This window comes from Streptomyces sp. PCS3-D2, assembly GCF_000612545.2.
In the GTDB taxonomy this organism is placed as follows: Bacteria; Actinomycetota; Actinomycetes; order Streptomycetales; family Streptomycetaceae; genus Streptomyces.
Genome location: NZ_CP097800.1, coordinates 3561389 through 3574968 on the forward strand (window position 1 = coordinate 3561389; position 13580 = coordinate 3574968).

12 protein-coding genes are annotated in these 13580 nt (G+C 72.2%); 9 read left to right on the top strand and 3 right to left on the bottom strand.

What is annotated here, in order from left to right:
• Positions 1–267 precede the first annotated feature (267 nt).
• The 7 genes from AW27_RS15420 to AW27_RS15450 all read left to right on the top strand — a co-directional run bounded on the left by AW27_RS15420 (position 268) and on the right by AW27_RS15450 (position 7857).
• Positions 268–1311, top strand: coding sequence for an alpha/beta hydrolase (locus AW27_RS15420; protein ID WP_078556342.1), 1044 nt, complete (start codon positions 268–270; stop codon positions 1309–1311).
• Positions 1304–2494: an acyltransferase family protein gene (locus AW27_RS15425; RefSeq protein ID WP_037920844.1), complete on the top strand. Its 1191-nt coding sequence runs from the start codon at positions 1304–1306 to the stop codon at positions 2492–2494. The genes AW27_RS15420 and AW27_RS15425 overlap by 8 nt, the downstream gene beginning before the upstream one ends.
• Positions 2495–2504: 10 nt before the next feature.
• The gene (locus AW27_RS15430; RefSeq protein WP_236647613.1) at positions 2505–3872 is read left to right on the top strand and encodes a sensor histidine kinase; all 1368 of its coding nucleotides are present in this window, start codon (positions 2505–2507) and stop codon (positions 3870–3872) included.
• The gene (locus AW27_RS15435; RefSeq protein ID WP_037920841.1) at positions 3869–4540 is read left to right on the top strand and encodes a response regulator; all 672 of its coding nucleotides are present in this window, start codon (positions 3869–3871) and stop codon (positions 4538–4540) included. Before AW27_RS15430 ends, AW27_RS15435 begins: the two co-directional genes overlap by 4 nt.
• A gap of 88 nt (positions 4541–4628) precedes the next feature.
• Positions 4629–5963: a sensor histidine kinase gene (locus AW27_RS15440; RefSeq protein ID WP_037920839.1), complete on the top strand. Its 1335-nt coding sequence runs from the start codon at positions 4629–4631 to the stop codon at positions 5961–5963.
• Positions 5960–6619: a response regulator gene (locus tag AW27_RS15445; RefSeq protein ID WP_037920836.1), complete on the top strand. Its 660-nt coding sequence runs from the start codon at positions 5960–5962 to the stop codon at positions 6617–6619. The genes AW27_RS15440 and AW27_RS15445 overlap by 4 nt, the downstream gene beginning before the upstream one ends.
• Positions 6620–6648: 29 nt before the next feature.
• Entirely contained in the window at positions 6649–7857 is a 1209-nt protein-coding gene (locus tag AW27_RS15450; RefSeq protein ID WP_037920833.1) for a cytochrome P450, read from the top strand.
• Between the two features lie 20 nt (positions 7858–7877).
• On the opposite strand, the gene AW27_RS15455 is transcribed toward AW27_RS15450, so the two are convergent.
• Complete coding sequence (locus tag AW27_RS15455; RefSeq protein ID WP_037920830.1) at positions 7878–9461, bottom strand: ABC transporter permease; 1584 nt, start codon at positions 9459–9461, stop codon at positions 7878–7880.
• The gene (locus AW27_RS15460; RefSeq protein WP_037920827.1) at positions 9458–10360 is read right to left on the bottom strand and encodes an ABC transporter ATP-binding protein; all 903 of its coding nucleotides are present in this window, start codon (positions 10358–10360) and stop codon (positions 9458–9460) included. Before AW27_RS15460 ends, AW27_RS15455 begins: the two co-directional genes overlap by 4 nt.
• Positions 10361–10444: 84 nt before the next feature.
• Between AW27_RS15460 and AW27_RS15465 the strand changes: the two genes are divergently transcribed.
• A complete protein-coding gene (locus tag AW27_RS15465) occupies positions 10445–10966 on the top strand; it encodes a GbsR/MarR family transcriptional regulator (RefSeq protein WP_037921463.1) in 522 nt (173 codons plus the stop codon).
• A gap of 254 nt (positions 10967–11220) precedes the next feature.
• Here the strand turns inward: AW27_RS15465 and AW27_RS15470 are convergent, their stop codons facing one another.
• Positions 11221–12063 (bottom strand): diacylglycerol kinase family protein, encoded by an 843-nt coding sequence (locus AW27_RS15470; RefSeq protein WP_037920824.1) that lies wholly within the window; start codon positions 12061–12063, stop codon positions 11221–11223.
• Between the two features lie 183 nt (positions 12064–12246).
• Between AW27_RS15470 and AW27_RS15475 the strand changes: the two genes are divergently transcribed.
• Positions 12247–13530, top strand: a complete 1284-nt coding sequence (locus AW27_RS15475) for an adenylosuccinate synthase (protein WP_037920822.1) — start codon at positions 12247–12249, stop codon at positions 13528–13530.
• Positions 13531–13580: the final 50 nt, after the last annotated feature.

The window sequence follows — 13580 nt, forward strand, 5'->3', positions numbered from 1 at the left end:
CTGCCGGACACCGTGGCACGCCTTCGGTCGCTCCCCTGAGCGGCTCCCGTCCGGCTCCCGCCCAAGTGGCGTGTCGGCAAGGAGTTCCGGATGGTTCACCGGAGCGCGGCCAGATGGGCCGATGTGCCTCTGGCGTATGGCCCGTCAGACCTGGGAGCTACACGCGGACACGGCTCCGTGGCGGGACGCGGACCAGGGGCTCGGATATCTAACTTCGTTGACGGAGAAGGGCACTGACGGCTCTTCCGGGACACGGGGGAAGAAGCCATGACGACGGGGACGGCCGAAACGGCGGACAGGGCAGCGGCGGCCGGTACGGCGCGGGAAACCGGGGCGGTTGAGGCCGCGCTCGCGACGGGGAAGGGCGGCGGGCGTGGCGGACGCCTGCGCCGCACGCTGCTGGCTTCGCTGGTCGCGGCGGCCGTGGTCGTCCCCGTGTCGGCCGCCGCCTCCGCGCGGGTGCCCGCGCCTTCGCCCGCCGTGTTCGCCGAGGACGCCCCTCCCCGGAGCCGCTATGCGGCCAATCGCGACAACATCTCGGAGGCGCTCCGGATGGCCCATGACGCGGGCCGTTCCGGCCGGGCCGACCGGCTGCGGGCCATGGCCGCAACCGGTGCGACGCAGTTCCTGGCCTTCGACGGCCGCGGCAGGGGCCGTGCCGTCGAGGTGTTCGGCGAGCTGGAGACCGCCGACCGGATCGCCGTCCTGGTACCGGGGTCCGACACCACACTCGACACGTACGAGAGGTTCCGGTCCGGGGCGGTCGCCCTCCAGCAGCGGCTCCGGGCGGACTATCCGCGCACGGCCGTGGTCGCCTGGCTCGGGTACGACACCCCGAGCACGGTCAGCACGACCGTGCTGACGGTCGGCCGGGCCGACGATGCCGCCGCCGAACTGGCACCGTTCCTGCACTGGTTGGGGGATCTGGCCGCACCCGGCGCGCGGCTCTCGCTGCTGTGCCACTCCTACGGCTCGGTCGTCTGCTCACGGACCGTCACCGGCCCCGCCGTCGGCGACGTGGTCCTCTTCGGCAGTCCGGGCACGGGGACCGGATCGGCCCGGGAGCTGCCGACCTCGGCCCGGGTCTGGGCCGGCAGGGGCGACGCCGACTGGATAGCCGGTGTACCGCACGTCCGGCTCGGCGGGCTCGGCTTCGGCACCGACCCGGTCGACCCCGCCTTCGGAGCGCGGGCCTTCGCCGCCGGGGGCGGCGGCCACAGCGATTACCTCAAGCCGGGCACCGTGTCCCTCGACGCCCTGGCCGCCATCGTCCTCGGCTGTGGTCCCGCCCAGGAGGCCGGCCATGCGTGAGCTCCGCGCCCGCTGGTCCGCCCTGGCGGCGGGCATCGACACGGCCACCCCGGCCGACCGAGACCGGGCCGTGGACGCCCTCCGAGCTCTCGCGATCCTCGGGGTGGTCCTCGGCCACTGGCTGGTCACCTCCCTGGCCGCGGCGGACGGCGGTCTGCGCGGCACGAGTCCTCTGACGCACATCCCCTGGCTGACGCCGCTGACCTGGGTGTTCCAGACACTGGCCGTCTTCTTCCTGGTGGGCGGCCACGTCGCCGCCCGCGGGTACGCCTCGGCGCGCGAGCGGGGCGTCCCGTACACGGTGTGGGTCGGACAGCGGCTCGGCCGGCTGTTCCTCCCGGTCTCCGCGGTGATTGTCCTCTGGACGGTCGTCGTGGCGGGCATGCTGGTCGGCGGGGCGGAGCTCGGCACCGTACGGACGCTGGTCAAGCTGGTCCTGTCGCCGCTGTGGTTCCTGCTGGTGTTCGCCGCGCTCACCGCCGCGACTCCGCTGGTGTCCCGGATCGGCCCGGCGTGGCCGGCGGCAGTGGTGGCGGGCGTCGACCTGTGGCGCTTCTGGCTGGGCGGGCCGGAATGGATCGGCTGGGTCAATGTGGCCGCGGGCTGGCTCGTTCCCTTCACGTTGGGCGCCACTTGGTCGCGCGGAGCCCTCGCCCGGCGCGGCCGGCTCCGGCTCCTCGCCGGCGGTGCCGCGGCAGCCACCACCGCGCTGGTCCTGTGGGGCGGGTATCCGGCATCCATGGTGGGCGTTCCTGGGGCTGGCGTCTCGAATCTCAACCCGCCGACGCTGGCCGCGGTCACGTTCGGGCTGGCCCAGTGCGCCCTGGCCCTGCTGGCCCGCGACCGGCTGGCCCGACGCATGCGCAGGCCGGCGGCCTGGGCGAAGGCGGCTCTGCTGAACAGCTCCGCCATGACGGTCTTCCTGTGGCACCAGACCGCCATGATGGCCGTCACCTCGCTCGGGCTCCTCGTCCCCGCGCGGCTGCCCGGGCTGCACACCCCACCCGACTCGGCGGGATGGATAGCCGCCCGGGTGGTGTGGCTGCCGGTGTTCGCGGCCGCGCTGGGGCTGTGCTGGGCGGCGTTCCGCAACCACGAACAGGTCCGGCGTCCCCCGTCGACCGGAGTCCCCGCCGCGCATTCCGTTCCGGCCGCATCCGCCGGGGAGTTCATCCGTGCCTAGGCTGACCGGCGTGAACGAACAGCGCGTGCCGACGGCCAAGCCGAAGCCCTCCGGCCCCGTCAAGGACGTCGCGCCGCGGCTGGCGTCGGTCATGGAGCCGGCCCTGGAGCTGTTCACGCTCCGGCGCGACCCGCTCCCCCGGATGGGCCGGCCGCTGCCGCGGTGGCTGGCTCGGCTTCCGCATGTGCTCGTCGCCTACGCGGCGGTGTTCTTCGGGTTCCTGACCACCGAGCAGCTCATGGACCACTACCACGTCAAAGGCGGCCCGCCGCTGGCCGTCGCGCTCCTGACGGCGCTGTCGATCTGGCTCGCGATGTTCCGCCCGATCGCCGCCTGGTGGCTGGCGCTGCTCGCCGCGGGCTGGATCGCCTCGATGATCCGCCACAGCGTCGGGCCGGGTCAGTGGTGGCCGTGGACGCCCGGCGGGATCCTCGCGTTCGCCCTCGTGCTGCTGCTGGTCTCCCTCCGGGTACCGCCCCGGGTGACGATCTGGGTCGTCACCGTCTCCCTCGCCCTCACCGGGACGGCCGAGCTGACCTCCCGTCCGGACGGAAGCCAGATCTCCTCCATGGAAGCCGCGGTCCTCTTCGGCTTCGTCGGGCTCCTCGGGTACGCGCTTCGCGCCCTGCGGCTGGCACGGGGCGAACTGGTCGAGCAGGAGACCCTCACCGCGGAGGAGCGGGCACGGCGCACCGTGCTGGAGGAACGCAGCCGCATCGCCCGCGAGCTGCACGACGTCGTCGCGCACCACATGTCCGTGATCTCCATCCAGGCGCAGGTCGCCCCGCACCTCGTGGACAACCCGTCGGAGGAGCTCAAGGAGAACCTGGCGGGCATCCGGGAGAACGCGCTGGAGGCCCTCACGGAGCTGCGTCGGGTGCTGGGCGTGCTGCGCTCCGAACAGGGCGGTGATCTCGCGGCCCCGAAGCATCCGCAGCCGACCCTCGCCGAGCTGGACGGTCTCGTGGACAACGTGCGGGGAGCCGGACTGGACGTCACCACCGAAGTCGCGGGCATCCGCCGGCCGCTGGCCCCCGGAGTCGAGCTGACCGCATACCGGATCGTGCAGGAGGCCCTGAGCAACTGCCTTCGCCACGCGCCCGGCTCACGGGTGGAGGTGGGCGTCGCGTACGGGCCGCGCGAACTGTACCTGTGCGTCGCCAACAGCGCGCCGAGCCGGCCGGCAGCGCCCTCGCAGGGGGCGGGGCACGGGATGCTCGGAATGCGGGAGCGGGCGGGCATGCTGGGAGGCGAACTGGCTGCGGGCCCACGTCCCGACGGCGGGTACGAGGTCAGCGCGGTGCTCCCGACGGCTCCGCAGACCCCGCCCGCCGACACCGACACCAGCTCCCGCACCGAGACGAGGAAGGCACCATGAGCACCCCGATCAGGGTGATGATCGCCGACGACCAGATGATGGTGCGGCAGGGCTTCACCGTGCTGCTCAACGCCCAGCCCGACATCGAGGTGGTGGGGCAGGCGGTGGACGGGGCGGACGCCGTCGCCCAGGCCGCCGAGCTGGCCCCGGACGTGGTGCTGATGGACATCCGGATGCCGGGCATGGGCGGCATCGAAGCCACCTCCGTGATCACACGTGTTCCCCGTGCCACGGTGAAAGTGCTCGTGCTGACCACCTTCGACCTCGACGAGTACGTGTACGAGGCGCTGCGGGCCGGGGCCTCCGGCTTCCTGCTGAAGGACGCGTCCGCCGATCAGCTCGCCGAGGCGGTACGGGTGGTGGCGGCGGGTGAGGCGCTGCTCTCACCGAACATCACGAAGCGGCTGATCACGGAGTTCTCCCGGCTGGGGGCGCCGCGTGCGCCGTCGCGGGCCCGGATCGAGGCGCTCACCGAGCGGGAGACGGAGGTGCTGTCGCTGATCGCCCAGGGCCTGTCGAACGCGGAGATCTCCGAGCACCTGGTCCTGGCCGAGCAGACGGTGAAGACCCACGTGAGCCGGATCCTGGTGAAGCTGGGCCTGCGGGACCGCACACAGGCGGCAGTGTTCGCCTACGAGAGCGGTCTGATCCGTCCGGCGGGCTACTGACGGCCCCGTGTAGTACTTGAGAGGGACGCGGCGAAATCCCCATCAGCGGCGACGCGGGTGCAGGCGGCACAGACCTACGGTTGTGCCTATGACCGAGACGACCACCGGGGGGACAGCCCGGACGCCTGAATTCCGACTGGCATCGGAGGTGATCGCGACCCTTCGCCAGGACCTCCTCACCGATGCCTTCGCCTATCGGCCGCTGCCCCTGGTGGGGGCTCCGGGGCGCTTCTCCCGACGGCTCCCCAAAGCGATACGCCCGTATGCGCCGTGGCGGCGGCATGCGGCCGTGGGATTCCTGGCCTTCGTCGCCGTGCTCGTCACGGTGGACGGGCAGTCGGGCTATCTCGGTGATCTCGGCGGGCTCGTCATGGGGCTGATGGCCGCGGCTCCCGTCCTCATGACGCTGGTGCGGCCGGTCGGCGCATGGTGGGCGGCCGTCGCGATGACCGTGGTGCTGGGCGCCCTCGGCGGGGGCGGCAGCTGGCCCTGGACCCCGGGCGCCTTCTTCTCCTACATCGCGGTCATGGTCCTCGTGACGCTGCGGACCGGGCCCCGGGTGGCGGCCTGGATGTGGGCGCTGACCCTCGCGCTGGGCGTTGTCCTCTCCGTGATGCTCAGCGGCCAGTGGGGGTCGAACGCGTCGGAGATGGCGGTGGCCTCCGCCTTCGCACTGGTGATCGCCGGAAGCATCCAGATACGCCGGCACGCCAGGGCGGAGGTGAGCGCGCAGCAGGAGGTCACGGCCGTCGAGCGGGACAAGCGGACGCTATTGGAGGAGCGGACGACGATCGCGCGGGAACTGCACGACGTGGTGGCACACCACATGTCGGTGGTGGCGATCCAGGCCGAGGCCGCGCCGTACCGGGTGAAGAACCCGCCGCCCGAGCTGGAGGCGGCGTTCGTCACCATCAGGGAGAACGCGGTGGCGGCCCTGACGGAGCTGCGGCGGGTGCTGGGTGTGGTGCGCTCCGCGGACTACGAGGCTCCGGAGGCCCCGCAGCCGACGCTGGACTCGCTGGACGGGCTGCTGGCCAATGTGCGCGAGGCAGGGCTGAGTGTGGAGAAGACGGTCACGGGTGCGGTGCGGGAGCTGCCGCAGGGCGTGGAGCTGTCGGCGTATCGGATCATCCAGGAGGCCCTGAGCAACGCGCTGCGGCATGCGCCGGGTGCGGCGGCCGGGGTGGAAGTGTCGTACGTGCTGGGCGGCTTGGGCATACGGGTCGTCAACGAGGCGCCGACCGGGGATGTGCGGCCTTCGCCGGGGGCCGGTCACGGGATCACCGGGATGCGGGAGCGGGTGGCCATGCTGGAGGGGGAGATGACGGCGGCGCGGACGGAATCGGGAGGGTACGAAGTCGCGGTGTTCATCCCGGTGCACAGCCGTCCCGAGCCGGTGCCGCCGCAGGAGGCAACGGCATGACGATCAGGGTGCTGATCGTCGACGACCAGATGATGGTCCGCGAGGGGTTCTCGGTTCTCCTGAACGCCATGGACGGCATCGAGGTGGTGGGCGAGGCGGTCGACGGCCGCGAGGCCATCGCGCAGGTGGCGGCGCTGCGGCCGGACGTGGTGCTGATGGACATCCGGATGCCCCACATGAACGGCCTGGAGGCGACACGGGAGATCGTGGCCGCGGACACGGACGCGAAGGTGCTGGTGCTGACGACCTTCGACCTCGACGAGTACGTGTATCAGGCGCTACGGGCGGGCGCCTCCGGGTTCCTGCTGAAGGATGCGTCGGCCCGTCAGCTTGCGGACGGGGTGAGGGTGGTGGCAGCCGGCGAGGCGCTGCTGGCGCCCTCGGTGACCAAGCGGCTGATCTCGGAGTTCTCGAAGATCTCCGAGGTGCGCAAGCTCGCGGACCCGGCGGGAGTGGGCGAGCTGACGGAGCGGGAGACGGAGGTGCTGATCCTGATCGCGCAGGGGCTGTCCAATGCGGAGATGGCAGACCGGCTGATCGTCGCGGAGTCCACGATCAAGACCCATGTGAGCCGGATCCTGGTGAAGCTGGGCCTGCGGGACCGGACACAGGCGGCGGTGTTCGCCTACGAGACCCGCCTGGTGACTCCGGCCTGATCCGGGGGCGGAGCGCATAGTCTGCGGTCATGGGCTTTGATCCGTGGGATGCCGCGTTCGTCGCCGATCCGTACCCGGCCTACCGGGAGTTGAGGCAGCAGGGGCGGGCCGTCTGGTCTGAGGCCACCGGCCAGTGGCTGGTGCCGCACTACGCCGATGTGAGCGCGCTGCTGCGGGACCGGCGGCTGGGGCGGACCTACCTCCACCGCTTCTCGCACGAGGAGTTCGGGCGCCCGGCACCGCCGGCGGCGCACGAGCCCTTCCACGTGCTCAACGGCAACGGCCTGCTGGACCTGGAGGATCCCGCTCACGCACGGGTGCGCAGGCTGGTGGCGAAGGCCTTCACGCCACGGACGGTGGAACGGCTGGTGCCCGCCGTGCAGCGGCTGGCCGGGGAACTGGTGGGGCGGCTGCTCGCGGACGGTGGCGGCGATCTGCTCGCCACGGTCGCCGAGCCGCTGCCGGTGGCCGTGATCGCGGAGCTGCTGGGCGTCCCCGAGGGGGACCGGGGGCTGCTGCGGCCCTGGTCGGCGGACATCTGCGGAATGTTCGAGCTCCGGCCGGACGAGGAGACGGCGCGGCGCGCGGTGCGCGCGAGCATCGACTTCAGCGCGTACCTGCGGGAGTTGATCGCCCAGCGGCGCGCGCGCCCCGGCGAGGATCTGATCTCCGGCCTGATCGCCGCCCATGACGAGGAGGGGCGGCTCAGCGAGCAGGAGATGATCTCCACCTGCGTCCTCCTGCTGAACGCCGGGCACGAGGCCACCGTCAACACCACGGTCAATGGGTGGTGGGCGCTGTTCCGCAACCCCGATCAGCTCGCCGCGCTCCGCGAAGGCCGCGATCCCGAGAAGTTGTCCACAGCTGTGGATGAACTGATGCGGTACGACACTCCCCTGCAGATGTTCGAACGCTGGGTGCTCGACGACATCCGCGTCGGCGGTACCGACATCCCCCGCGGGTCGGAGGTGGCGCTGCTCTTCGGATCGGCGAACCGGGATCCCGCGCGTTTCGAGGACCCCGACGCGCTGGACCTCGGGCGGGCCGACAATCCGCATCTGGCCTTCGGCGCGGGGATCCACTACTGCCTGGGGGCACCGCTGGCGCGGCGCGAGCTGGAGGCCTCCTTCGGGGCGCTGCTGGCGGACGGCGTGCCCCCACTGCGGCTCGTCGAGGAGCCGCAGTGGCAGGACGGGTACGTCATCCGCGGGCTGAAGAACCTGCTGGTGGAGTTCTAGGAGGTTGGCTCCTCCGCAGTTCAGGTGGTCATGTCGCGGCGGCGCAGGGCGGTGAGGCCGACCGCCGTCAGGGCCGCCGCCAGGGCGGTCAGGGCCAGGAGTGGGGTCCACACCAGGGGCTCGGCGCCCGGGAGCCTGGGCATATGGGCGAAGGGCGAGAGGTCCAGGGCGGTCTGGGGGAGGTTCAGCGCCGGACCGATCCAGCCCAGGACCAGGGCGCCACCGGCCACGGCCCAGGCGGCCGCCGCGTACGCCGGTATCGCGCCGTGGAGGAGCGCCGCCACGGCCCCGATGACCCAGACCGCCGGAAGCTGGGCGAGAGTGGCCGCGACCGTCGCCCCCACCTCGCCGCCGTGCCCGATGCCGAGACCGAGCCCCGCCAGCAGCAGTATCAGTGCCGAGCCGCCGAAGGCGACGGCCAGGTGGCCGCCGGCCCAGCGGAGCCGGCCGACCGCGTTCGCGAGGAGCGGTTCCGCCCGCTGTCCCGCCTCCTCACCGCTCAGGCGCAGGACGGCCGACACCGCGTACAGGGCGGCGACCATGCCGAACATGCCGGCCATCGCGGCGAGGAAGGCGTCGGTGAGTCCGCTCTGCCCGCCCATCCGCTCGATGATCTCCCGCGTCCGGTCGTTGCCGCCGACCAGGTCCGCGGCACCGTCCGCCATACCGCCGAAGACCACGCCGGCCGTCAGGAAGCCCGCGCTCCAGCCCGTGAGGGTGCCTCGCTGCAGCCGCCAGGCCAGCGCGCCCGCCGTGCCGAGCCGCCCTTCGGCCGGCCCCGGCCGGGACGGCAGGAAGCTCATCCCGACGTCGCGGCGACCGGCCAGCAGGTAGCCGGCGGCCACCTGCACCACGACGGCGGCGGCGAGCAGCAGGAGCACCCACCAGCGCTCGCCGGCGAAGGCTCGTACGTTCTCCACCCAGCCGAGGGGTGAGACCCAGGTCAGAGCGGAGCCTCCGCCCGTGGTACCGGCGTCGCCCGCGGCTTTCAGGACGAAGGCCGCGCCGAGCAGCGTGGCCGTGACCCCCTTGGCGGCCCGGGCGCTCTCGGTCAGCTGGGCGGTTACGGCGGCCGCGCCGGCGAAGAGCATGCCGGTGCCGGCGAGGGCCAGGGCGAGCGCGACCGCGCCCGGCGCTCCCTGCCCGGCGAGGCCGCCGGCGACGAGCAGGGCGGTGCACGTGTTGGCCACGAGGGCGGCGAGGAGCGCCGCGGTCAGTGGGGCCTGGCGGCCCACCATGGCGGCGGAGAGCAGTTCCTGACGTCCCGTCTCCTCTTCCTCCCGGGTGTGTCGGACCACGATGATCAGGCTCATGACAGCCGCGAGGACCGCGCCGAAGACGCCGGCGCGCCAGGCCGTCAGGGCGCCGAGGGAGTCCCCGAAGACCGGTCCGTACAGGGCGCGCAGGGAGTCGTTGGCGTTCATCGTGGCCGCGGCACGGGCGCGTTCGGCGGCGGTGGCGTACACGCTGCCGAGCGATCCGGGCATGCTCACCACCAGGAGCGCGGTGAGCAGGACCCAGACCGGCATCATCACCCGGTCGCGGCGCAGGGCCAGACCCAGCAGTGCGCCGGTGCCCGCGAGGCCGTTCGGTCGTCGCTTCATCGCGTGCCCGCCTCGCGGCCGTCGGTGTAGTGGCGCAGGAAGAGCTCTTCGAGGGTGGGCGGGGTCGCGGTCAGCGAGCGCACTCCGGCCTCGGTGAGGGAGCGCAGTACGGCGTCCAGCTTGTCGGTGTCGGCCTGGAGCCGGACCTTGAGCCCGCGCACCTCCACGTCGTGCACGCCCGGCAGGCGGGCCATGCCGTTCGGCGGGCCGGCGAGCTCGGCGCTGATCGACGTACGGGTGAGGTGGCGGAGTTCGGCGAGGGTCCCGGTCTCCACGGTGCGGCCCTGGCGGACGATGCTGACGCGGTCGCACAGCGACTCGACCTCGCTGAGGATGTGCGAGCTGAGCAGGACGGTGCGGCCGGCGGAGCGGGCCTCGGCGACGCAGCTCTGGAAGACCCCCTCCATCAGCGGGTCGAGGCCGGAGGTGGGTTCGTCGAGGATGAGCAGTTCGGCGTCGGAGGCGAAGGCGGCGACGAGGGCGACCTTCTGCCGGTTGCCCTTGGAGTAGGTGCGCCCCTTCTTGGTGGGGTCCAGTTCGAACCGCTCCAGGAGCTCGGCGCGGCGCGCCGGGTCGAGGCCGCCGCGAAGCCGTCCGTACAGGTCGATGACCTCGCCGCCGGAGAGGTTGCGCCACAGTGTGACGTCTCCGGGGACGTAGGCGACACGACGGTGGAGGGGCACCGCGTCGGCCCACGGGTCGCCGCCGAGGAGTTCGGCGGTCCCGGCGTCCGCGCGCAGCAGTCCGAGCAGGATCCGGATGGCGGTGGACTTGCCGGCGCCGTTGGGTCCGAGGAAGCCGTGTACTTCGCCGGTGGTGACCGCGAGGTCGAGTCCGTCCAGTGCGCGGGTGCGGCCGAAGGCCTTGTGGAGGCCGACGGCACTGATTGCCTTCGTCATGCTTCCGAACGTACGCTTCTTTCATAAATCTGTGAAGATTGGGAACCACAAGAATCGCGTAAAGTCGGGAGGGTGGCGAACGGCATGGTGCGGACGGACGGGCACGGGGACGGGGCTGCCGACTCGGCCGCCGGACGCGACGCGGGAGCCGTCTCCCGGTTCGTGGAGCGGTTCGCGGCGCAGCTGACCGAAGCGGGGATGCAGCGGATGGCCGCCCGGGTCTTCGCGCAGCTGCTGGCCAGCGATGGCGGCTCGATGACCTCGGCGGAGCTGAGCGACGCGCTCCGGATCAGCCCGGCCGCGGTCTCGGGGGCCGTGTCCTACCTGGCACAGGTCAACATGGTCAGCCGCGAACGAGAACCGGGCTCACGGCGGGACCGGTACGTCCTGCACAACGAGCTCTGGTACGAGACCTTCACCCGGCGCGACCAGGTCCTGACCCAGTGGGGGAAGACCCTGCGCGAGGGCGCGGCCGGACTCGGTACGGATTCGCCCGCCGGGGCGCGGGTCGCCGAGACGGCGGCCTTCTTCGAGTTCATGCAGGGAGAGATGCTGAGCCTGATGGACCGCTGGCGCGCCCACCGGGCCACCCTCGGCCTCGACTAGGGCCGGGGGGCCGTGCGGCGGTGAACCTTCCGGTCGGTGAAACCTTCGGTCGGTGAAACCTTCCGGTCGGTGAAACCTTCCGGTCGGTGGACCCTTCCGGTCACAGCACGAGCGGCCGCACCACCTGTCCGGCGGCGCCGGATCCCGCCGCGCGACCCCGCACCCGGCGGACCGCGCGAAGCCCCGCACCCCGAACACCACCGGGGGCAGTGGCACCACCAGCACCACCGAACGCGTGAGCCGCGCCGCCTCCGTCACCGCGGCAGGGTGAGCATCCAGGACCCGGGGCGCAGCGTCCACGTACGGCGGCGAACCGGGCCGGTCATCGCGCCGTCGGCCCGGTAGCGGAAGTCCGCGCCCGAGACCGTCACCGTCTTCGCCCGGGCCGTCACCGTCGAGCCGGCGAAGCCGCCGCCCGTGCGCACCGCGACCTCCGCCGGTTCGCCGTCGCGCCGCGTGCGCACCGAGACGTCCGCCACGGGCTGGTCCACATCCGCCAGCACGACCCCGTCGGCCTCCACCCGGAGCCGGTGGTGACCGCCGCCCGCACCGCCCGCCGCCACCACCGGCCGGACCAGCGTCCGCACCAGCGAGCGGTAGGCGCTCCACACCGACGGCCCGGCCGGCCTGGGGATCCCCCGCTCCGGGCCGCGCAGCGGCGAAATCCGCAGCGCGCCGAGGACCACCCCGTCACTGTCGTCGACCAGCAGGTCACACGTCCGCACCGACCCGTCGAGCACCGCCCGGGCCGCCGCGACGGTGGACTGGGGAACCCCCAGGGACATCGCCAGCGCCAGGGACCCCACCGGCCCCACCGGGACCAGGGCCAGAGCGCTCTCGCCCAGCCCCCGCTCCCGGTGCAGCAGTCCCACCGCCCGCACCAGGGCACCGTCGTCACCCACGATCACCGGCTGCCGTTGACCCCGGCGGGCAAGCGCCCGCGCAAACTCCTCCTGCGAATCCGGGAGGCAGATCTTCGCCGCCGCGCCCGCTGACAACACATCCTTCGCGATCCGCACGGACTCGCCGTCGAGACGGCGGGCGACCGGGTCGACGAGCACCAGCAGACCGCCTACCGGCGCGCCCGCTTCGCTCATGGTGGGCTCTGGAGCCGACACCTCGGTCCTTCCTCGGGTAGCATCTTTGTGCAAGAGGCCCTTGCGCTATTGCGCCAGGGCCTTCGTCTATTCCGGGGCAACCCGTCCGACGGCTCAGCCCGCGTACATCGTCGTACGCGCCCCTGACCTTGGACATGCCCCATCCGGAAGAGGTGTACGCCTGTGCCCGCTCTTGTGCTGCTCGGAGCTCAGTGGGGTGACGAGGGCAAGGGAAAGGCCACCGACCTGCTCGGTGGATCCGTTGACTATGTAGTGCGCTACCAGGGCGGCAACAACGCCGGCCACACGGTCGTCGTCGGCGACCAGAAGTACGCGCTGCACCTTCTCCCTTCCGGCATCCTCTCCCCCGGATGCACCCCGGTCATCGGTAACGGCGTCGTCGTCGACCCGGCCGTCCTGCTCTCCGAGCTGCGCGGTCTCAACGAGCGCGGCATCGACACCTCCAAGCTGCTCATCAGCGGCAACGCTCATCTGATCACGCCCTACAACGTCACCCTCGACAAGGTCGGCGAGCGCTTCCTCGGCAAGCGCAAGATCGGTACCACCGGTCGCGGCATCGGCCCGACCTACGCGGACAAGATCAACCGCGTCGGCATCCGCGTCCAGGACCTCTACGACGAGTCGATCCTCTCCCAGAAGGTCGAGGCGGCGCTGGAGGGCAAGAACCAGCTCCTCGCGAAGCTCTACAACCGCCGCGCGATCGAGTCCGCGGCCATCGTCGAGGAAATGCTCCAGTACGCGGAGCAGATCAAGCCGTACGTCGCCGACACCACCCTGATCCTCAACAACGCGCTGGACGAGGACAAGGTCGTGCTCTTCGAGGGCGGCCAGGGCACCCTGCTCGACGTCGACCACGGCACCTACCCCTTCGTCACCTCGTCGAACCCGACCGCGGGCGGCGCCTGCACCGGCACCGGCGTCGGCCCCACGAAGATCAGCCGTGTCATCGGCATCCTCAAGGCCTACACCACCCGCGTCGGCGCGGGCCCGTTCCCGACCGAGCTGTTCGACCAGGACGGCGAGGACCTGCGCCGCATCGGCGGCGAGCGCGGCGTGACCACCGGCCGCGACCGTCGCTGCGGCTGGTTCGACGCGCCGATCGCACGGTACGCCACCCGCGTGAACGGCCTCACCGACTTCTTCCTCACGAAGCTGGACGTACTGACCGGCTGGGAGCAGATCCCGGTCTGCGTCGCCTACGAGATCGACGGCAAGCGCGTCGAGGAGCTGCCCTACTCGCAGAGCGACTTCCACCACGCGAAGCCGATCTACGAGTACCTCCCCGGCTGGTCCGAGGACATCACCAAGGCCAAGACCTTCTCGGACCTGCCGGCGAACGCCCAGGCCTACGTGAAGGCCCTGGAGGAGATGTCGGGCGCCCCGATCTCCGCGATCGGCGTCGGCCCCGGCCGCACCGAGACGATCGAGATCAACTCGTTCCTGTAGGCAGCGCCCGCAGCGGCACGAAGGGGCGGGCGCCGTACGGCGCCCGCCCC

Coding starts and splice junctions, on each gene's coding strand:
- AW27_RS15425 (WP_037920844.1), top strand. CDS start 1,304: ATGCGTGAGCTCCGCGCCCGCTGGTCCGCCCTGGCGGCGGGCATCGAC.
- AW27_RS15465 (WP_037921463.1), top strand. CDS start 10,445: ATGGTGCGGACGGACGGGCACGGGGACGGGGCTGCCGACTCGGCCGCC.
- AW27_RS15435 (WP_037920841.1), top strand. CDS start 3,869: ATGAGCACCCCGATCAGGGTGATGATCGCCGACGACCAGATGATGGTG.
- AW27_RS15420 (WP_078556342.1), top strand. CDS start 268: ATGACGACGGGGACGGCCGAAACGGCGGACAGGGCAGCGGCGGCCGGT.
- AW27_RS15460 (WP_037920827.1), bottom strand. CDS start 10,360: ATGACGAAGGCAATCAGTGCCGTCGGCCTCCACAAGGCCTTCGGCCGC.
- AW27_RS15450 (WP_037920833.1), top strand. CDS start 6,649: ATGGGCTTTGATCCGTGGGATGCCGCGTTCGTCGCCGATCCGTACCCG.
- AW27_RS15445 (WP_037920836.1), top strand. CDS start 5,960: ATGACGATCAGGGTGCTGATCGTCGACGACCAGATGATGGTCCGCGAG.
- AW27_RS15455 (WP_037920830.1), bottom strand. CDS start 9,461: ATGAAGCGACGACCGAACGGCCTCGCGGGCACCGGCGCACTGCTGGGT.
- AW27_RS15440 (WP_037920839.1), top strand. CDS start 4,629: ATGACCGAGACGACCACCGGGGGGACAGCCCGGACGCCTGAATTCCGA.
- AW27_RS15470 (WP_037920824.1), bottom strand. CDS start 12,063: ATGAGCGAAGCGGGCGCGCCGGTAGGCGGTCTGCTGGTGCTCGTCGAC.